Raw genomic sequence first — 20,513 nt, 5'->3', positions numbered from 1 at the left:
CGGGGCTTTTTCATGCCCGCAACCGATGGCCACCGATGGGCCGGATCAGTCTTCGGGCAGGTCGACGTCGTCGCTGTCGGGCACCTTGCCACCCGGCCCATCGGGCTTCTGACCACGACGTGAGCGTTGGTCGGATTCCGTCTCGTACTCCTCTTCCACCGAGTCGTCCTTCAGCAGGTGCACGTTGGCCGGCGGGGCCGTGCCGTCCTTGTCCACCCCGAAGAACAGCGTGGTATGCGGGAACGGGATCTCGATGCCCGCCTTGTCGAAGTACATCTTCACCAGGCGGTTGTACGCCCGACCGACGGACCACTGGTCCCCCGGCGTGGTCTTGATCATCGTGCGGATATTGACCGAACTGTCGGCCAGCGCGACCACGCCCGGAATCTCGATCGGCTCGAGGATATGGGGCTTGAAGTCCGGATCGGCCGCCAGCTCGTCGAACGCCGCCTTGAGCTGGGCAATCGCATCGTCGATGTTCTCGCGGTAGGCGATGCCGTATTCGCCCTTGTGGTAGGCGTACTCGCGCATGTAGTTCGAGACGATATCCACCGACGAGAACGGGATGACGTGCACGGTGCCCGACAGGTCACGAATCGAGACCGACCGGATGGACAATCGCTCGGCGGTGCCAGTCACGCCGGCCACCGTGATCACGTCGCCGGTGTTGATGGCGTTCTCGATCTGGATGAACACACCGGTGATGACGTCCTGAACCATCTTCTGCGCACCGAAACCGATCGCCAGACCCAGCACGCCGGCACCGGCGAGCAGCGGCCCGATATTCACGCCCAGCTCCGAGAGGATGATCATCGCGGTGATGGTGACCAGGGCGATCGCGATGGCGTTGCGAAACAGGGACAGGAGCGTCTGCAGCCGCGCCGAGGGCATGCCCACATCACTGTTGAGCTTCGCCTCGATCAGGCCGGTGGCGACCAGCCAGACCAGCAAGGCGATGATCAGCACGATCGAGATGTCGGTCACCGCGGCAAGCAACCACCGGCCGTTGTCACTGGCAAGCCAGGCAAACATGTCGACCAGGTGCCAGACCGACAGCACACCGAACACCGCAACGACCCCAATGACGATGCGCACGATCCGCAGGATCAGCGGCACGTAGGTATTCAACCGCAACTGCAGGGTAGGCATGCGCAGGAGCAGGCCCTCGGGCACCGGCACGCCACGCCCGATCCACTGGGTCAACATCGCGGCGACGAAGATGGCCGCGCCGACGATAATGACAGTATTGAAGGTCGCCAGGGCGACGAACGGCAAGGCCTCGCCCGGCCGGGTGATGGCCACGAAGAACACGCCGGTCGCGTAGATCATGGCCAGCCAGTGCCAGCTGGCACCCAGCAGATGGAAGGCCCAGGAGGCGACCGGCTGGCGACTGCGCTCACCTCGCGCGACCAACGCGCCGCGCACCAAGCCTCGCGCCTTCCACAGCCGGCTCCAGGTATAGGCCAGTGCCACCAGTGCCACGCCCCAGCCGACGGCGTTGGCCAGGTCATTTCGATCGGCCAGCTCAATGGCCGGCACCAGCATGATTCCGGCGTAGCCGGTAAACCAGATCACACGCGAAAGCCAGCCGGACCAGAATCGCGAATCGTCCTTCGACAGCCGGAACAAGCGCAGTCCGGGTGACGCCGGTGCGAATGCCGTGCTCACCAGCAATCGGGCGACCTCGACCACGATAAAGGCCTGCAACGCCAAGCCGAGCACGCTACCGGTGGTTTCATCACCATCGGCCAGCCACCAGACGCTCGCCTGTGCCGCCACGTAGGCCACCGCCAGAAGCACCACCCCCAGCGCGAGGCTGGCGAGTACCGCCACCCCGGTGCGAAGGAGCCGATGGCGCGTACTCGCCGACTGCGCATAGGCATCCAGACGTCGCCAGATACCGCCGAGCAGCTGCCGGCCTATTGCCAGCACCAGGTAGGCGATAGCAAGCACCGCGACCGTCCGCCAGGCGATCTGCCCGACCGACACCCAGTCCACGTCCAGTCCGCCCTTAGCCAGGCGCGAGACCGAACCAGCCATGTCGGCCACGGTCCCCGAGACCACGTCCACGAGACCCGAGGCGATGCCGTCGGTGGCCCCCGAGGCATCGGTGGCCTGCTCGGACGAGTCGCTCGAGGACTCTCCCTCACCGGAAGACAGCCGCTCCAGCTCCGCGATCAGCTCGTCGCGCTTGGCCGGGTCCTTGAGCAATTCGACCAGACCCGCATAGCGGCCCTCACCACCGGCTTGCGAACCTGCCTCGGCGTCGGCCGGCTGCGCCGCCGACTCACCCTGGCCGCCCGCCTGCTGAGCGAGTGCCGGGCCGGCGGCCATCAACAGCAGCGACAGCAGAATTCCCGGCCACCAGCGCCAGCGATGCGACAACGAGGTGGACAGATCGGCAGGAACAGATGACATCAAGTGCTTCTCCGGCATGGGTCGGTAACGGCAGCAAGCCTAGCAAAGGAAAACGCGGACGAACGCGCGCGAGGGGAATCGACGCCGCCCGATCGGGGTCGGGGAAATCAGCTCGCCCCGCCCTCGTGGAACCACTCGTGGATACGGGTGGCAAGCGTTGGCGAGACGCCGGGCACCTTGGCCAGTTCGGCGACGCTCGCCCCCTTGAGCCCACGGATACCGCCGAAATGCTTCAGGAGCGCCTGGCGCCGCTTGCCACCGACACCGGGGATGCGCTCGAGATCCGACTGGGTACGCGCCTTCTGCCGCCGGGCGCGGTGGCCCGTGATCGCAAAGCGATGGGCCTCGTCGCGTACCTGCTGGATCAGGTGCAGGGCCGGGTCGTGCGGGCTCAGGTGGTCCTCAACGTACAGCCCCGGCGAGCCCGCCAGTGGCTGGATCAGGCTTTCCTCGCCGGGTCGCCGCTCCGGCCCCTTGGCGACGCCGATGACCCGGACACGGTTGGCGAGATCGCGCTCGGCGAGCACGTCGATGGCCTGGGCGAGTTGCCCCTTGCCGCCATCGATCAGCAGCACGTCCGGCAGCACGCCGGACTCACGCACTGCGCGATCGAAACGCCGCGTCAGGGCCTGATGCATGGCGGCGTAGTCATCCCCGGGCGCGACACCCTCGATGTGATAGCGGCGATACTGGTCCTTGCGCGGCCCCTCCGGACCGAACACCACGCAGGATGCCACCGTCAACTCGCCCTGGGTGTGGGAGATATCGAAGCACTCGATCCGCTCGATTTGCTCGATGGCGAGCCACTCGCCCAGCGCCTCGAAGCGGCGCGTCAGGCCGCGGCGACTGACCAGCCGCTCGGCCAGCGCGATGCGGGCGTTCTCGCGGGTGTCCTCCAGCCAGGCCTTCGCCTTGCCCCGTTGCGGCACCAGCAACTCGACGCGATGGCCGGCCTGCTCGGCAAACACCCCGGCCAGCCATTCGGCATCCTCCGGCAGGTGGTCGCAGAGGATGCGCCGTGGCAGGTCGCGGTCGCTGTAATAGAGCCCCAGAAAGCCGCTGATCACCTCGCCCGGATCGGCGTCGGCCGGCACGTCCGGGAAAAAATGACGGGTGCCCAGGTGCCGGCCATCGCGGATGGTGGCCACGCCCACGGCGGTGGCGCCCTGCTCGCTGATCTGCGCGATCACGTCCGCATCCCCTGACATGCCGGTGATGCCCTGTTGCTGGCTGACCGCGCGCAGCATGCCGATCTGGTCGCGCAGGGCGGCGGCAGCCTCGAAATCCAGCGCCTCGGCGGCACGCTCCATGCGGGCCACCAGGTCATCAGTCAGCTTCTGGCTGCGCCCTGACAGGAACGCCATGGTGTCCTCGACGTCCTGGCGGTATTCCGCCTCATCGACATAGTCCACGCAAGGCGCTTTGCAGCGCTCGATCTGGTACTGCAAGCAGGGGCGTGAACGATTCTTGAACACGCTGTCCTCGCACTGGCGGACCTTGAACACCTTCTCGAGCAGGTTGAGCGTCTCACGCACCGCCCCGGCCGAGGGATAGGGCCCGAAATAACGCCCCGGGCGCTTGCGCGAGCCGCGATGGTACGCCAGCCGCGGGAAGCGGTCGTTGGTGGAGACGTAGATCCAGGGGTAGCTCTTGTCGTCGCGTAGCAGGACGTTATAGCGCGGCCGATGGGCCTTGATCAGGTTGCTCTCCAGGAGCAGCGCCTCGGCCTCGGTCTGGGTGGTGGTGATTTCCACCTCGTGCACCTGCTCGACCAGTCGGCGGGTCTTGATCGCCGCCGGTGTGCCGCGGAAATAGCTGGAGAGGCGATTCTTGAGGTTGCGCGCCTTGCCGACGTAGAGGATGTCGCCGTCGGCATTGAGGAAACGGTAGACGCCGGGGCGCTCGGTTACTGAGGCCAGGAAGGCCTTGGCATCAAACCGGTCGGTCATGGGAGCGGGGAAAGATCAGGCCGAAAGGACGGTGCGGCCGGCCTTGACCGCCAGTCGCAGCAGGTCGATGTCGGTGCTGACCCCGAGCTTCTCGTGGATGCGGGCGCGGTAGGTACTGATCGTCTTGGGACTGACGCAGAGCGCCTCGGCGATCAGGGAGTTGTTCTTGCCATCGAGGATCATGCGCAGCACCTGTTGCTCGCGCCCGGACAGCACCTCGAAGGGGTCTTCCTCGGGGCGACCGTTCTGAAGGGCGATCTCCTGGGCGATGCGGCTGGAGACGTAACGTTTCCCCTCGGCGGCCTTGCGGATGGCGCTGATCAACTCGTCGGGATCGGCATCCTTGGTGACGTAGGCGTGCACGCCGCAGTCGAGCACCTGACGCGCCAGTGTGACGTCGGCCTCGGCGGTCAAGGCGACCAGACCGAGCCGCGGGTGGGCCTGGTGAGCACGCTTGAGGCACTCGTAGCCGCCCATCCCTGGCATGTGGATGTCGCAGAGAATCGCGTCGATCGCCTCCGAACGCAGCTTGTCCAGCGCGCGCTCGCCGCTGTCGGCCTCGGCAACCACCTCGATGTCACGCACCCCGCCGATCAGGTGACTGATCGCGGCGCGCACCATCGTGTGATCATCAACAATCATGACCCGAATCATCGGCAACCCTTCGTCTTGGTGCGGACACGCCCGTATCGATCCCTCACCGTGCGTCCTGTCCAGCCCGGCATCTTCCTCCGTCCGGACCGAGTGTCCCGTCACGCGCCACCCGGAAGTAGCATCGATCAGCCGGCAATTTACCACTGACTGTAGGGATTTTTAACCAGCGAGACGTTGTAGTACCTGGCGTCATGTGACACCTCTTCGCCCAGCCACGCTGGGTGAGGGGAGGGCTGATCGACGTGTTGAAGCTCCACCTCGGCGACGACCAGACCGTCGTTCTCGCCGTGGAACTCGTCGATTTCCCACAACAGATCGTCTCGCGGCACGAAATGCCGGGTCTTGTCGATCACGGGCCCCGTGGTTAGGTGATCGAGCATCCGTTCGGCATCCGCCAAGGGAATCTCGTACTCGAATTCGTCACGCGAAATCCCGAGGGTCCGGCTCTTGATGTTTAACCAGGCACGGCTGCCGGCGATGCGGGCACGTACCGACACCGGCCCTTGGTCGTTGAGATAGCCCTGCACCATGCGCTCGGAGCGCTCGATCTCGTTGCGCCAGGCCTCGCTGGCCAGCAGGAACTTGCGTTCGATTTCCTTGGCCATTCGCGTCTCCGGAAGGTCGAAAGCGGATCAGTAGCGCAGCAGCGCCGAGCCCCAGGTAAACCCGCCACCAAAGGCCTCGGTAAGGATGACATCGCCGCGCTTGATGCGCCCGTCGCGCACGGCCACATCCAGTGCCAACGGCACCGAGGCCGCCGAGGTGTTGCCGTGCCGATCGACGGTCACCACCACCCGGTCCATCGACATGCCCAACTTGCGCGCCGTGGCCTGGATGATACGAATGTTCGCCTGGTGCGGGACGAGCCAGTCGATCTCGTCCGGGCTCATGCCGGCGGCTTCCATGGTCTGGTCGACGATGCGCCCAAGGGTATTCACCGCCATGCGGAAGACCTCGTTGCCACGCATCTCGATGAAGGCGGTGCCGTCGGCGAGCCGCTCCGGGTCGGTGGTTTCGGGGTCTGGCTTGGTGGTGGTCAGCAGCGACTCGTAACTGCCATCGGCGTGGATATCGGTGCGGATGATGCCCGGCTCGTCCGAGGCCTCCAGCACCACCGCGCCGGCGCCGTCGGCGAACAGCACGCAGGTGTTGCGGTCCGACCAATTTACGATGCGCGAGAGCGTCTCTGCGCCGACAACCAGGGCGCAGCGGGCCGCACCGGTTTTGATGAACTTGTCGGCCACCGACAGCGCGTAGACGAAACCGGTGCAGACCGCCTGGACATCGAACGCCGGCGGGCCGTGGATGCCGAGCTTCTGCTGCAACAGGCAGGCGGTGGAGGGGAAGGTGCGATCGGGCGTGGTGGTCGCCACGATGATCAAGTCGACTTCCTCGGGCACGCGGCCGGCGGCCTCGAGTGCCCGTCGCGCCGCGGGCTCGGCCAGATCGGACGTCAGCTGGCCTTCGGCGGCGATGTGACGCTGCTCGATGCCGGTCCGTTCGCGAATCCAGGCATCGGAGGTATCGACGATCTGCTCGAGGTCATGATTGGTCATGACCCGCTCGGGGAGGTAGCTGCCGGTCCCGGTGATGCGCGAATGGATCATCCGTCAGAGCGCTCCTGAAGCAGTGTCTCCAGCCGCTGGTCGATACGGCGCGGCACGTCCTTCTCGATCTCGCGCAAGGCGACGTCGAGCGCGTTGCCGAAGGCCTCGACACTGGCACCGCCGTGACTCTTGATGACGATGCCTTGCAGGCCGAGCAGGCTGGCGCCGTTGTAGCGGCCGGGGTCGACGCGTTTTTTCAGGCGCGCAAGCACCGGCATCGCCATCAGGGCGGCCAGGCGAGAGAAGATACCGCGCTTGAACTCCTGGCGCAGGAAGTGGCTGATCATCTTGGCCACCCCCTCGCTGCTCTTGAGCGCGACGTTGCCGACAAAGCCGTCGCAGACCACCACGTCGACGCCACCCTTGTAGATGTCGTCGCCCTCGACGAAGCCGATGTAATTCACCGGTCCCGCCTGGAGCCGTTCGGCGGCGCTCTTGACGGTGTCGTTGCCCTTCATCGCCTCGGCACCGACATTAAGCAGGCCGACGCGCGGTGAGGGGTTGTCGTCGAAGGCCTCGACCAGCACAGAGCCCATGACCGCAAACTGGAACAGGTGCTCGGCGTCGCAATCGACGTTCGCCCCAAGGTCGAGCACATGGGTGTGCCCGGACTCGTTCGGCAGCGCGGTGCAGATGGCCGGCCGCTCGATACCCGGCAGGGTCTTGAGCACGAACTTGGCCGTGGCCATCAGCGCGCCGGTATTGCCCGCGCTGACCGCGGCCTGCGCTCGACCATCCTTGACCAGATCGATCGCCAGCCGCATCGACGATGACTTCTTGGTGCGCAGGGCGACCGCCGGCGACTCGTCCATCGCCACCACCTGGTCGGCGTGGACGATTTCGATCCGGTCGCGGTCGACACCGGCCTCCTCGGCCAGGTATCGCTCGATCGTGGCCTGGTCACCGACCAGCAACAGCCCGGCCGACGGGTGGCGCGACAGAAAACGGGCAGCGGCACGAACCGTGACCTCCGGTCCGTGATCGCCACCCATTACGTCAATTGCGATCTGGTTAGTCATCGATGCCCCTTACCCGCGGGAAGCCCGCGCGTGACGACGCTGCCCGAATCACCGACTAGGCGGCACGGACAGGCCGTGCCGCCCGACAAGCGGGCGGCACGCAGGCATTCGGCGAAGGAAATCAGGCGTTGTCGCCCGACTTGGTGACCACGCGACGACCACGGTAGAAACCGTCCGGAGTGACGTGGTGACGACGATGGGTCTCGCCGCTGGTCGGATCGATGGACAGCTGGGTGCTCTTCAGGCTGTCGTGGGCGCGGCGGGAGTCGCGCTTGGCGCGGCTGACCTTGTTCTGCTGTACGGCCATGGTTTTCTACCTCCAAAATGATCAAGACGCGCCGGGGCGCGCCTGCTAACTTTCACGTTTTCCCTTTCCGTCGCGGCGCTAACGCCACGACACGAATTTCGTTCGCCCCCGGGGAATCACTCTTTCCCCGGCCCCTTCTTCAACGCGGCCAGGGCCGCGAAGGGGTTGTCGTCGCCGTCCTCGTCGATCGGCTCGGCCAGCTGGCCCGACTCGTAAGGCCGATCGGGCGGGATCGGCCCACAGGGCGTTTCATGCACCGGCATCAGGGGCACGGCCATCAGCAACTCGTCCTCGATCAGGTCGAGCAGCTTGACCCGCCCCTCGCGCCCGAGGATGACCGGCTCGGCCGCGGCATCCACGTGTTCGGCCTGCTCCTCGCTGAACACGAAGCTCAACCGGGAGGACGATGCGACCGGCTGCACCACCGTCTCGCGGCAGCGGGCGCACTCCAGCGCCAACGACGCCGAGATGGCTATCTCGGCGGCCAGCGGGTGCACCCCCTGCCCCTCGAAGAAACGTATCCGATAGGATAGCCGACCGTCCTCGGGGGCCATGTCACGGCATCGAGTCAATGCCGTGAGCGGCAATTCGCCGGCCCTCTCCTCGCCCGCCCGGCACGCGGCGCGCACGTCAAGCGGCACGCTCAACTGCTTGGCATCGGTCTGGCTGTCGTCAGTCGACATCGGCTACGTCCTGCGCCAGTGGACCGGAACGCCCTACGGCGCCAACGGCCTTGCAAGCGGGAATCTTAATCCGCTAAGTTTACCGGCTTCTCACACTTTCGCCAAACACAATGCCGCTCCCCAAACCAGACCTGATTCTCGCCTCCGGCTCGGCAACCCGCCGCCAGTTGCTCGACCGACTGCAGATCCCCTACACCGTCGACCCCGCCGACATCGACGAAACGCTGGCCGCCAACGAACCCGCCAAGGAGGCTTGCCAACGACTGGCGCGGGCAAAGGCCGATCGGGTAGCCGATCGCCACCCCGGTACCGTGGTACTGGGCTCCGACCAGATGTTGTCTTGGCGTGGCGGTCTGCTGGGCAAGCCCGGCGATGCCGAGACCGCCTGCCGCCAGCTCACCCAGATCAGCGGCGAAGCCATCACCTTCCACGTGGCGATCAGCGTTGCCTGCCCGGACGGGCGGCGGCTCGACTGGCACGAAACCGTCGAGGCCCGCATGCGGAAACTGACGAACGAGGAGATTGCCCGCTACGTCGAGATCGAGAAGCCCTTCGACTGCGCCGGCAGCATGCGCTCGGAAGGTCTCGGCGCCTGCCTGGTCGAGCACATGGACAGCCGCGACCCCAGCGCGATCCTTGGCATGCCGCTGATCGCCACCGCCCGCCTGCTACGCGCCGCGGGCATCGACCCCTTGCGCAATGGCTGAAGATCGCCGCACTTAACGTTTCCCAGAACATCGCGCCATCGGCAGCCGCTCAATCCGACACGAGCCCCGGCCGACAACGTCACGGGAACCTTGCGCGCTTGTTATCACCGGAATGCGGGTCCGCTCGCACTCCGAATGCCCAATGCACAGCCGGCATTTGACGCCCCCCAGCCCCGTGCAGTAAAAACACCGCTTTCCCAACATCAGGATAGCCACGTGACACTGCTCATCGCCGCCCTGCTCGGCGTCATTCAGGGCATCTTCATGTTCCTGCCCGTCAGTTCGACAGCCCACCTGGTGCTGACCCAGCACTGGCTGATCGAAAAAGGCCATGACCTGCCGTCGCCGGACAGCCCCGAGATGATCCTGTTCGACCTGGTGGTGCATGTCGGCACGCTGGTCTCGATCGTGGTGGTGTTCTGGCCCAGCCTGTGGCGCTTTTCGCACAACGCGGCGACCGGCGCCCTTCACTGGGCCTCGGCCGAGGGTCGGCACGAAGGCATGCCCCTCTACGTGCGCTTGTTCCTGCTGGGGATGCTGTCGGTGCTGGCCACCGCGGTGATCGGTTTCGGGCTCAAGACCACCTTCGAGCAGGTGTTCGCCACGCCGGTGATGATCGCCTTCACGCTGACCTTGACCGGCATCCTGCTGTGGTGGACCGACAAGCTCAAGCCGCGACGGCGCGGCCTCAAGGGCATTAATGCCAAGGTGGCGACCGTCATCGGCGTGGCCCAGGGCTTTGCGCTGGTCCCGGGACTGTCGCGCAGCGCCATGACCATCGTGTTCTCGCTGTTCACTGGCCTCAAGCGCCGCTGGGCCGCCGAATACAGCTTCTTCCTGGCCATTCCGACCATCCTGGCCGCCACCCTGGTACAGAGCCTGGAGGTGTGGGGCAACCTTGGCCTCAATGGCATCAGCCTGATGGCCATGACGGTCGGCTTCGTGGTCTCGGCGCTGGTCGGCATCGTCTCCCTGAAGCTGGTGGTCTACTTCCTGTACCGCGCCCAGCTGAAGATCTTTTCGTTCTATGTCTGGCTACTGGCAGCGGCCGTCCTGCTCGGCTGGATCGATCTGCCTACCTGACGCCAGCGCTCGACGGCCGATTGCCACCGCCCTGCCGAGCAGGTTTCAGCTCGACGAATCATCCAACGGGCAACACCTCGTCGTCGGCCATCCGGCCGACGTTGGACTGAAGTTCACCCTACAGACCCCCGGCAGGAAACCCGTTCTCAGTACCCCAGCCGCTTGCGCGCGACCTGGTGCAGTGCCGGCGTGGCCGCGGCACACACGGTCGTGGTGTCCAGCCCAACGCCCTTGCCCTCCAGGTCGGTGAACACGCCACCGGCCTCCTGGACGATCACCGACAGCGCAGCGATGTCGAGCACGTTGACGTCCGACTCGACGATCAGGTCGATCGCGCCGCGCGCCAGCAGGTGATAGTGGTAGAAATCGCCGTAGCCTCGGGTGCGGTTCACCTCCGCGACCAGCGTCGCCAGGCCCGCCCAGCCGACCGGCTGCTTGGCCAGTGTCGCGAGATTGCCCACCGAAAGCGTCGCCTCGGACAGGGTGTCGATCTGGCTGACGCGCGCGGCGCGGTCCATGAAGAACGCCCCACCACCCTTCTCGGCGTAGGCGTACTCGCCGAACACCGGTGCGCTGGACACGCCCAGGATGATCTCGTCGCCCTGCATCAGCGCAATCTGCGTGGAAAAGAACGGGTACTCGCGCACGAAGCTCTTGGTGCCGTCGATGGGATCGACCAGCCAGGTGAACTCGGCCTCGGGACGCGTCTTGCCGGTCTCCTCGCCGTAGAAACCATGATCCGGAAAGGCATCCAGGATCACCGCCTTGATCGCCTTCTCGGTTTCCACGTCGGCGACCGTGACCGGCGTGGCGTCTTCCTTGATCTCGATCTCGACGTTCTGCTGCCAGTAGCGACGGACGACGGTTTCGGCGGCGCGGGCGGCGGCCAGCGCGGTTTCGAGGTATTGGCTCTGCATGACGCGTTTCCTGGTTTTATTCTGGATTTCGTGCCGGATACCGGCGTGATGGCGGGCATTGTATACGAGACACGCCTGCGTTCGGACGCAAAGCAGGCCGGGTGTCAACGACGCATGCCGCGCAACCACTTCACAAAAAGGTTTCTGACCCCTTTGCCGATTGAATCGAGAGTTTTTCTTCGAAGTCCAGAATCAGATCCTGGACTTTGGACTTTATTTTCTTCCAGCGTGGAAGCAGCTCGAGCGGATAGGTTACTGCGACCGAAGCACCCCATTCGGACAGACGGAGGCGATGGCGACATACCGGACGGCTCTCCGGATTCGGCATCCGGCCGTTGTAGCACTCGATCATGTCGATCACTTGGCCATCCAGGCTGCCCTGCCAATGAAGCGTTTGATTCCAGGCGTGAAAGCGTTCGGTACCAGGCCCAACCGGCTCGGCCCATTTCAGGCCTGTCTCCGGATCAGTGCCGCGCATTTCGTAGTGGATTCGTACTTTTTCAGCCCCTCCCCACATCTCGGTAGAGTTCCGAGGAGGAAGTTTTCTCGTATGCAGTCGCCCCTCAATCATCTTGATCCTGCCGCGCAGCACCCGCGTCAAGCCAAGATGACGATCGATTGCCTCTGGATTGCTATCGGCCACGAGGCCGATCAGCAGCCAGACATCCCCGTCTGGATCGTCTTTGCTCCAGTAACTCTTCTCCGTTTCCCGGCTGCGGGGCTGAAGGTCCGGCCACCGAACGGAGAGCGTGAATGCATCGGCAGCATGTTCAAATGTCCGCTCGTCCGGCATCGGCGTGTCCGGCTTGCGCGGAGCCCAGATACTCTGATCCTTGTACTCGACACCGGCCAGCGCCAAGTAGTTGGATGGAATCGCGATCGGTACGCCGTTGATATTGGCCTTGCGAATCGTCACCCGGCGCTCTGCCAGCAACGGCGGCACCTCGCCATGTAGCTGGGGCCACGCTTCCGGCGTCGCGTGCTTGACCAGCAGCGGCCTCGCCACGTCTGACCAAAGCACCGACGCGCCAACCCAGAGCAACACGAGAACGGCAATCAGCAAGGACAGCCGCGCCCAGCGATCAAAAAGGTCTCTGACCCCTTTTCCCATCAGTCACTTTCCTTGTGGGTTAATCAGTGCGATTCCTTCATTGAATCGGAAGGGCCTGCCTTAAAGCCCAGAATCAGATCGCGCACCTTGGACTTGACCGCCTGCCACTGGGGAAGCAACTCAAGGGGATAGGTTACGTCGATCGTTGCGCTCCATTCAGCCAAATAGAAGCGGTGGCGACATACCGGACGAATGTCCGGATTCGGTATCCGGCCGTTGTAGCAGGCGATTAGGTCGCTCACGTGACCATCCAGTTCACCCCGCCAGTGAAGCGTTTGATTCCAGGGGTGAAACCGATCGTCTCCGGGCCCGACTGGCTCGGCCCATCTCAAGCCTGTCTCTGGATCGGTACCGCGCATTTCGTAGTGAATTCGCACTTTTTCCGTCCCTCCCGATATCTCCGTGGAGTTTCGGGGAGGAAGAAATCTGGTGTTAAGCCGCCCCTCGATCATCTTGATCCTGCCGCGCAGCACCGGCCCCCAGCCCCGCTCGATTGCCTCCGGGGTGCTATGGGCCCTAAGGCCAATCAACAGCCATGCATCGCCCTCTGGGTCGTCCTTGTTCCAATAACTCTTCTCCGTTTCCCGGCCGCGGGGCTGAAGGCCCGGCCACCGAACGGAGAGCGTGAAGGCATTGGCCGGATCCTCGGACGTCCGCTCATCCGGCCTCGGAGTTTCGGGCTTGCGCGGCGCCCAGATGCTCTGATCCTTGTACTCGATCCCCACCAGCGCGAGATAGTTGGAGGGAATCGCAATCGGCACGCCGTTGATATTGGCCTTGCGAAGACGAACCTCCCGCTCCGCTATCAACGGCGGAACCTCGCCGTGCAACTGGCGCCACGCTTCCGGCATCGTGTGCTTGATCAGCAGTGGCCTCGCCACGTCGGACCACAGCGACGACGCGCCGACCCAGAGCAACACGAGAACGGCAATCAGCAAGGCCAGCCGCCCCCAGAAAGTGCTTATCCAAGCTGAGCGCCATTTCATCCTCATGGCTGACCACCATGAACAGAACCCGGCACTATCGACACGAGACAACGAAAAGTCAGCATCGATGCCCGCCGAGGAGTCTGGGGTAGGACAAGAACATGCACGCTCCCCAGCCAGTCGATAGCCAATTGCTTCACCCGCATGCCGGGCTCCAAAACGGAGCCGAAAACACCCCGGAAACAAATCGCGAGCGCACGGAGTGACGTGACCGCAAGCATGGAGCGCGGTCCGTTATGGTTCGGTCGAACGCGGGCACGGGGAGTCCGTGACCCACGGGCAGTGGGAGTCTTGAGCACGAGAGCGCTCGGGGGAAGGGCGTTGTCCATCCGTGACAACCTCGCAACCTAGTCCATTAGTTTTTCAGCGCATTACCATATGCGCATATGGAGCGAGATAAGATCATAGACTTGCAGGCTAGGTCAAGAACCAGCGCGGCGCACTCCCCGACCAGAATCTCGGTTTAACGTACGGACAAACCTTGAGCGTCACCGCTTGGGAACGGTCTATGTTATTGCCCTGCACTCCGCCGGGCTGGCCGGCCATGAGAGGAGCCTCAGCGCCGCATGCCGCGCAGCCACTTGAAGACGTTGATCAGGGACGACAGCGCCTGGGCGACGTAGGTGAAGGCGGCCGCGCGCAGGATGCGGCGCGCCGGTCGGCGGTCAGCACGCTTCAGCAACCCGGCTTCCTTGAGCATCGGCAGGGCGCGATTGAAGCTCGCATCCAGCTCGGTCGGCAACGTAGCGAGGTGGGCGAACACCGGCACCGCCATGGTCATCACGCCGGCGGCGAACATGATCAGGCCGGCGAGTGGCCCCTTCTGGATCACCGAGACCACGGGGATGGCGACCAGAATCCAGCCGGCGATGCGCTGTGCCCACTGGGTGCGCTCGACCACCTCCTGGCGACGCAGGAACGGCGGGTACTTCTCGGCATCCTGCAGGGCATGGCCCACCTCGTGGGCGGCCACGGTGATCGCCGTGAGCGACCGCCCCGAGAAGTGGGCCGGCGACAGGCGCACGGCCCGGTCAGCGGGGTCGTAGTGATCCCCCGATTTCGTCTGCTCGACCTTGACGTACTCGAGGTGGTGCCGGTCGAGCAGATAACGGGCCAGATCGGCACCGCTGAAATCGAATCGATCGGCCGGCTCGCTATGACGGCGCATCACCTGCCCCACCCACCAGCCGGGCAGGTAGGACAGCGCGGCCATCAGGCCCAGGCCGATCAGAAGACCGATACCCATCAATGCACCTCGAAATTCCGTCGTGAGCCGCGCAGCGAACGACGAGACATACCAGTTGGATAGGCGAGGAGCGAGTAAGCACGCGACGCAGCAATCGGGCGGCGCAACAGGTTTTTCGAGGCGCCCATCAGTCCTCCGGCCGACCGCGGTCAATCTGATAGATCAAGTCGCCCGACTGCGCCTCGGCACCACTGGACAATTCCAGGTGCAGGAACTTGTTGATGCGATAACGCGTGATCACCTCACCGACTCCATCGAAAACACCCACGGCATAGCGGACCAGCAGATTCTCCCCGATGCGCTTGCCCACGCTCAACTGCGTACCGCCCACCCCGTCATCGGAGGTCAGGCCGATCTCATCGAAACCGAACACGCTGTTGACCTGCTGGGCGAGGTCATCGCCCTGGCGAATACCCAACCCCGCGATGGCGTTAAGCAGCAGGGAGGCATCGGCGTCACTGCCGGCCGACAGCCGCCGCCCGGTGAGCAACAGCGACAGGGCATCGCTGGGCGATGTCGGCGGCCGCGAGAACACCTCGGTCTCGGGCGATTCCAGCTCGCCGGCAATCGACAGGCCCACCACCGTACCGGCATCGTCGTTGATCTCCCGGGTGGCGACCACGTCCAGACCTGGCGCGGTGAGTGGCCCGGTGAAGATCAGCCGGCCACGTTCCACCGCCAACGTCTGGCCGTAGGTCTCGTAACGCCCGTCTTTCAAGCGAATCTCGCCGAACGCACCGGGTGTTTCACCCGGGCGCACCCGCATCTCCAGCCCGCCCGTCAGGCGCGTGGCGAAGCCCTCACCACGCAGACTGACCTCGTCACCGAGAATCACCTCGATGTCACCGGTCAATGGGTAGGCCGCTCCCTGCTCCTCGGCCTCCTCGCCGACAATCACCAGGTCCTCAGAGTTGCCACGGGCATTCTCGGGCAACTCGCCGAGGTTGGCGATCGCCAGGGGCACGTGAATCGCCCCGCCCAGCTGTCCGCCATCCGGCGCCAGATCGATCGAGATCGCCGGGCGTGCATCCACCGCCAGCGTCGGCAGGCGCAGTATCGGCAAGGCCTCGCCGCCCAGTTCGGCCTCCAGTCGCCAGTCGTTGAAGGCCGTGAGATGGCCATCGCCCTCCAACCGGATTCGCCCCCGGCTGGGCGGCGATTCAACCTCGTCGACACGGCGTGCCGAGAACACCGGCCGCGGCGGGGTCTCGGCCTCGCCCAGCAAATCGCCCGTCAGGCGCAGCGCCCCGTCGGGCTCGACCGATAGCTCCAAACTCCCGTCACGGTAATCCGTGCCGGTGGGCAGCGAGGCGAACGCCAGATCCTCGCCCAGCAGTTGCCCCGACAGCCGGGGGGCGTCTAGCCGCCCCGAGACCGCCAGCCGACCACTCAGTGCCCCGGCAAGATCGCTGATCGGCATATCCAGCGGACCGAACAAGCGATCGACCAGATCGAACAAGCGGGCCAGATCGGCCTCCTCGAGCGAGAGCGCCCCATCGAGCGCCCCATCCCCCAGGCTGGTCTCGCCCTGCCCGTCGAACACCAGCCAATCCTCGAGCCCACCCTGCAAGGATGCCTCAATTCGTTCGTCAGCCAGGGTGGCCATCAGGCGGGTCTCGGGATAGGCAATCACTTCGCGATCCGCGTCGGTCTCGAGGTCGTCACGGCCGGTAAACCGGATCTCGCTGGGCGGCAGGCGCAGGTCCACACTCGCCGACCGTCCCTCGCCCTCGACACGTGCCTCGGCATCGACCGACAGCCGCCCCGGCCACTGGACCGCAGCCCCCTCGTGCGCGGGCCACTGCTGCCACAATGCCTCCAGCGCCAGATCCCCAGCCAATTGCGCCGAGAGCACCTCCCCGGCACGCTCGCCAGACAGGCACAGCGCACCGGTACCCTCGGTGGCAAGGCCCGGGACGGCAGGCTGCAGGCACAACGACCCGAGTCGCTGCGATTCAGGCCCGAACCACAGATCGGCCGGCGCACGCAGCCGCCAGGGGTGCCCAGCGGGCAGCCCCAGATCCAGCCGGGTCAACTGCCCCTGCCACCCCATGTCTTGTGCCGCCTCTTGTTCTGCGGCTTGCTGCCAACCACCCCGCGCGCCCAGACGCAACTCGACCGGACCGTCGACCTCCAGCGTGGCGCGATGCGCTGACGGACTCCCCTCCGCCGCGAATGCCAATCGATCGAACAGCGCCGCGCCCGTGTCCGGTGCAAGCACACCGGCATCCAGCGATATCTGCATGCGCCGCTCTGCCAACGGCGTCTGCCCGTCGACCGGGTCGATCACCGCCGTCGTTCGCGCCCGGTCGAGGGAATAGCCCGCCAGTCGCAATCGATCGATACGCGCGTCGAGCTGTCCTTCCGGAGCGAGGATCGGCCCCGAGGCAGCAACCTCGACATGTATGGCGCCGCGGGCCATTCCGGGCTGCAGGGACGCCAGATCCACGCCAGGAAGCCGCTCGACAAGATCCCAGGGCAATGCCGCCAGATCCGGGACCGCGAGCTTGCCCTGCATGCCATCGAGTTGCCATTGCGCCCAGTCGGGAGCGAGATCCACTGCCCCGGAGGCATCCAGCACGGCGCCCGGCGCGGCGAGGTTCAACCGCTCGATCGCAAGCCGTCCTTCTTCCAGCGCGGCGCCAATCTCCAAGGTCACTGCCCGGCGCTGGTCGTCATCACGACGTTCGACCAGTTCCAGCCGGCCGTCCTCGAGACGTGCCCGAACGGCCGACAACCAGTCGGCGCCGGTCAGGGGCCGATTCCAATCCGGCAACTCGGCATCGAGTCGACCGCGACTGGCCAGGTGCACCGGATACGCTCCCTCCGTCCCGCCTGCGAGCGGCAGCGCGTCGATCTGCCAGTCGGCGCGCAGGTGACGTTGGGCATCGAGCCGACCATCCGCGCGCAGCTCGCCTCCCCCTGCCCGGCCCGACACCCGTGCCTCGGCCTGAGTGTCGTCGAGAAGCAGGTGGACATCCACGGCCTCGATCGACTCGCCAGCCAGGTCGCCCGACAAGCCGGCTACCGATAGCGATCCCTCGACCGGCAGCCAGCCGTCAGCCGCGGCGAGTTGGGTGTTGAAATCGAACGAGAGCGACCCCGGGCTCCCCGGCGATGCCCAGGCCGGATTCAGCGACTCGCCCCGGCCGGTCAACTCGATCCGCCCGGTCGGCGACCACCCCGCCGTGCCGGAGAATTCCATTCGACCACCCAGCACGTCCGCAACCACCTGGTCGATCGTCAGCATTTCCTGATCAAGACGCAGTCGACCACAGAACGCAGCCGGCAGGCCGTCCGCCCCCATCCAAGCCAACCGAGGGTGCAATCCCATCTCTCCCAGGACATCGCCATCGAACTCGACCTGGCCGGACAACCAGCCCTGCGGATGATCGAGCAGCAAGTCGGCGTGCCCGATCAAGGGCATGTCCCCGGCCGGCTCCAGCGCCACGGCCGCGCGGCCATCCAGCCGAACGCCGTCGGGCAGGCGCAGGTCCAGTTCGTCGAGATCCACTTCCAGTCGCGGGCGCTCGACGCGGGCGTCCAGCAAGGCCGCCAGCCGTCCGCGTGGGACCTCGTAGCGCTGATCGCCCTGCAGGACCACCAGCCGATCGACGACCAGCCGCTCGACCGCAAGCGATATCGGTGGCAGGGAAAGATCAGTCGGATCGAATGGCTCTCCCGCTGGGGCCGATGGATCGGCCGGCGGCAGGTCGATGCGGACGTCGCGCACGGCAAGCTCCGGAATACGCAGCCCCCTGCGCCACAAGACCGCCGGATCGATCTGCAAACGGGCCTCACCGATGGTGGCGCTCGCCCCCTGCTCCGGTGCCCACTCGACTTGCTCGAGCACCAGCCCGCGCCAGACGGTGCCTCGGGACTCGCCAACCGATAGCGCCGGCAACTGCCGCTCGGCCTGGGCCAGGGCCCACTGCACCCCGCCGGGGGTGGCGGTAAGCCACCAGCTGGCCACGGCCGCCAGGATTACCAACAGCACGGCCGACCAGCCGGCGATCAGCACCAGTCGTCGCACCCAGACCAGCGATGTCAGGAAGGCAGAAACCGTGCTCAAAACGCCGCCCCCAAACCGAGATGCAGCATCGGCAGGCCATCGCTGCCATCCAGAGGCTGGGCAATATCGACGCGCACGATGCCCACCGGCGAGCGCCAACGCACACCCACCCCGGCACCGGTCTTGAGCTCGGCCTCGGGATCGGTGTAGGCATTGCCGCTATCGACAAAGGCGGCCAAATACCAGTCATCCCCGACCACCGGGAACATGGCCTCGAGACTGCCGGCGAGCAGGTACTTGCCGCCGATCAGCGTGCCGTCCTCGTCGCGGGGTGAAAGCGACTCGTACTCGTAACCACGCACGGAACGGTCCCCACCGGTGAAAAAGCGCAGCGAGCGCGGCATCTTGTCGAACTGGTCGGTCACGATCACGCCTGCCTCGGCACGCCCGGCAAAGATCCACTTGCCCACCGGCAGGTAGCCACCGGCGAAGGCCCGGCCACGGACGAAGCTGGCTGCCGAGGCGATCGGCTCGGCGGCACCCTGCAACGACACGTCGAACAGGACGCCCTCGGTGGGGAACAGGGGATCATCGAGCCCCTGGTACCCCAACCGGCCACCGACGATGGCAAAGCCGTTGGACTCGGGTGGATCGTCACCGTAGCGGGTCCGATCGAGCAGATACTCGGTAAACAGCGATCGCGTCCACCGGTCCGTCTCGCGGACCCACTGCACGCCGCTGGCCGCTGCGGTGGTCACGATGTCGTTGTTGTCCTCGCGGGTGACCCGGGCGTAGATGTCATAACGTTCGCGCAGCGGATCGGCCGCCCGCGGAATGGTGTAACTGGTCTCCAGGCGCTGCTCGATTGCCGAGAGCTGGGTGCGGGCCGACCACTGGTGCCCCCGTTTGTTGACGTAGCGCCGCTTGACGCCGGCGCCCACGCGCGGCCCGACATCGGTGGCATAGCCGGCGCGCAGTTCGTAGGAGGTGCGCGGGTTGCGGTAGGTGGTGATCTCGACCGGCACCTCGAGGTTCTCGCGCTGATCGAGCCTCGGGCGCACCGATACCGACTCGAAGTACTCCGTGCCGGTCAGGTTGCGGTTCATCGCCAACAGATCGCGGCTGGTGTAGGCCGCGCCGGGCGGGACGCCCGTCAGACGGCGGGCGAGTTCGGGCTCGAGAATGGACTGCTCGATCACCACCTCACCGAAGCGATAGCGCGACCCCGCCTCGAGCGCCAGGGCGATGCGCGCCGACTGCGTGGCCGGATCGACCACGAGCTCCCGCCGAGTAAAACGCGCATCGAGGTAGCCCAGTTTCTGCACGCGAGAGAGGACTCCATCGCGAAGGGAGTCATAAGCGGCCTGGTCGAGGGGCGATCCCTCCTGCGGACGTCGTTCGCTCACGAACTTGCGCACCGATTCGATTTCGCGGATCGATTCGGGCAGATCGATGCTCACCGACTCGATCGTGGTGACCGGGCCGGCATCGATATCGAGCGCCGGATCACGGCATTCGGCTCGCCGCTGGATGGACGGACGAATGCGGGCGTTGAAGTACCCGTAGGCCTGTAACGCCTCTTCGGCCGCCTCGCTTGCCGCATCCAGGTAACGGCGGATATGGGCGGTGCTGGCCTCGCAGGAGAAGCCGATTCGAGGGACGGACAGGCCGACGTTGGTGATCAGGCGGCTATCGGACAGACCGGTCAGCTGAAACTGCGGGCTCGGGGCGGCCATCGCCGCCCTCGCCCCAAACAGCAACGACATGGCAAGCATCGCCAGGGCGAGCCGGGCCGCGCCTGGACGCGGCATGAC

Annotated in this window: 16 protein-coding genes; 2 read left to right on the top strand and 14 right to left on the bottom strand. The window is 65.6% G+C overall.

Annotated elements, in window-relative coordinates; all coding sequences use genetic code 11:
* Positions 1-45: 45 nt before the first annotated feature.
* From D5687_RS00355 to D5687_RS00320, 8 genes are all read right to left on the bottom strand, one after another.
* Positions 46-2,418, bottom strand: a complete 2,373-nt coding sequence (locus D5687_RS00355; RefSeq protein WP_158611696.1) for a mechanosensitive ion channel domain-containing protein — start codon at positions 2,416-2,418, stop codon at positions 46-48.
* 107 nt (positions 2,419-2,525) lie between these two features.
* Positions 2,526-4,367, bottom strand: coding sequence for an excinuclease ABC subunit UvrC (uvrC, locus tag D5687_RS00350; protein ID WP_125197773.1), 1,842 nt, complete (start codon positions 4,365-4,367; stop codon positions 2,526-2,528).
* 15 nt (positions 4,368-4,382) lie between these two features.
* Positions 4,383-5,009 (bottom strand): response regulator transcription factor, encoded by a 627-nt coding sequence (locus D5687_RS00345; protein WP_158611695.1) that lies wholly within the window; start codon positions 5,007-5,009, stop codon positions 4,383-4,385.
* A gap of 149 nt (positions 5,010-5,158) precedes the next feature.
* Complete coding sequence (locus tag D5687_RS00340) at positions 5,159-5,626, bottom strand: CYTH domain-containing protein (RefSeq protein ID WP_125197771.1); 468 nt, start codon at positions 5,624-5,626, stop codon at positions 5,159-5,161.
* Between the two features lie 27 nt (positions 5,627-5,653).
* A complete protein-coding gene (locus D5687_RS00335; protein WP_125197770.1) occupies positions 5,654-6,628 on the bottom strand; it encodes a beta-ketoacyl-ACP synthase III in 975 nt (324 codons plus the stop codon).
* Positions 6,625-7,647, bottom strand: coding sequence for a phosphate acyltransferase PlsX (plsX, locus tag D5687_RS00330; RefSeq protein ID WP_125197769.1), 1,023 nt, complete (start codon positions 7,645-7,647; stop codon positions 6,625-6,627). Before plsX ends, D5687_RS00335 begins: the two co-directional genes overlap by 4 nt.
* A 121-nt stretch (positions 7,648-7,768) precedes the next feature.
* Entirely contained in the window at positions 7,769-7,954 is a 186-nt protein-coding gene (rpmF, locus tag D5687_RS00325; protein WP_125197768.1) for a 50S ribosomal protein L32, read from the bottom strand.
* A 116-nt stretch (positions 7,955-8,070) separates the two neighbouring features.
* Entirely contained in the window at positions 8,071-8,637 is a 567-nt protein-coding gene (locus tag D5687_RS00320) for a DUF177 domain-containing protein (protein ID WP_125197767.1), read from the bottom strand.
* A gap of 110 nt (positions 8,638-8,747) precedes the next feature.
* Here D5687_RS00320 and D5687_RS00315 point away from each other — a divergent pair, with 110 nt between their 5' ends.
* Positions 8,748-9,344 (top strand): nucleoside triphosphate pyrophosphatase, encoded by a 597-nt coding sequence (locus D5687_RS00315; protein ID WP_125197766.1) that lies wholly within the window; start codon positions 8,748-8,750, stop codon positions 9,342-9,344.
* A 216-nt stretch (positions 9,345-9,560) separates the two neighbouring features.
* Positions 9,561-10,427 carry an undecaprenyl-diphosphate phosphatase gene (locus tag D5687_RS00310; protein ID WP_125197765.1) on the top strand — a complete coding sequence of 289 codons (867 nt, stop codon included), beginning with the start codon at positions 9,561-9,563 and terminating at the stop codon, positions 10,425-10,427.
* 146 nt (positions 10,428-10,573) lie between these two features.
* Here D5687_RS00310 and D5687_RS00305 read toward each other — a convergent pair whose 3' ends face one another.
* The 6 genes from D5687_RS00305 to D5687_RS00280 form a co-directional block, all read right to left on the bottom strand.
* Entirely contained in the window at positions 10,574-11,344 is a 771-nt protein-coding gene (locus tag D5687_RS00305) for an inositol monophosphatase family protein (protein ID WP_125197764.1), read from the bottom strand.
* A gap of 130 nt (positions 11,345-11,474) precedes the next feature.
* Complete coding sequence (locus D5687_RS00300; RefSeq protein WP_125197763.1) at positions 11,475-12,455, bottom strand: hypothetical protein; 981 nt, start codon at positions 12,453-12,455, stop codon at positions 11,475-11,477.
* 23 nt (positions 12,456-12,478) lie between these two features.
* On the bottom strand, positions 12,479-13,447 hold the full coding sequence (locus D5687_RS00295; RefSeq protein WP_240031370.1) for a hypothetical protein: 969 nt from the start codon (positions 13,445-13,447) through the stop codon (positions 12,479-12,481).
* Between the two features lie 550 nt (positions 13,448-13,997).
* The gene (locus D5687_RS00290) at positions 13,998-14,687 is read right to left on the bottom strand and encodes a zinc metallopeptidase (protein WP_192894134.1); all 690 of its coding nucleotides are present in this window, start codon (positions 14,685-14,687) and stop codon (positions 13,998-14,000) included.
* A 127-nt stretch (positions 14,688-14,814) separates the two neighbouring features.
* Entirely contained in the window at positions 14,815-18,759 is a 3,945-nt protein-coding gene (locus tag D5687_RS00285) for a translocation/assembly module TamB domain-containing protein (RefSeq protein ID WP_125197762.1), read from the bottom strand.
* Positions 18,756-20,510: an autotransporter assembly complex family protein gene (locus tag D5687_RS00280; RefSeq protein ID WP_125197761.1), complete on the bottom strand. Its 1,755-nt coding sequence runs from the start codon at positions 20,508-20,510 to the stop codon at positions 18,756-18,758. The genes D5687_RS00285 and D5687_RS00280 overlap by 4 nt, the downstream gene beginning before the upstream one ends.
* Between the last annotated feature and the right edge of the window lie 3 nt (positions 20,511-20,513).

The sequence above is a fragment of the Guyparkeria sp. SCN-R1 genome (assembly GCF_003932495.1).
Lineage (GTDB): Bacteria > Pseudomonadota > Gammaproteobacteria > Halothiobacillales > Halothiobacillaceae > Guyparkeria.
This window is presented reverse-complemented; position numbering and strand designations above follow the sequence as displayed.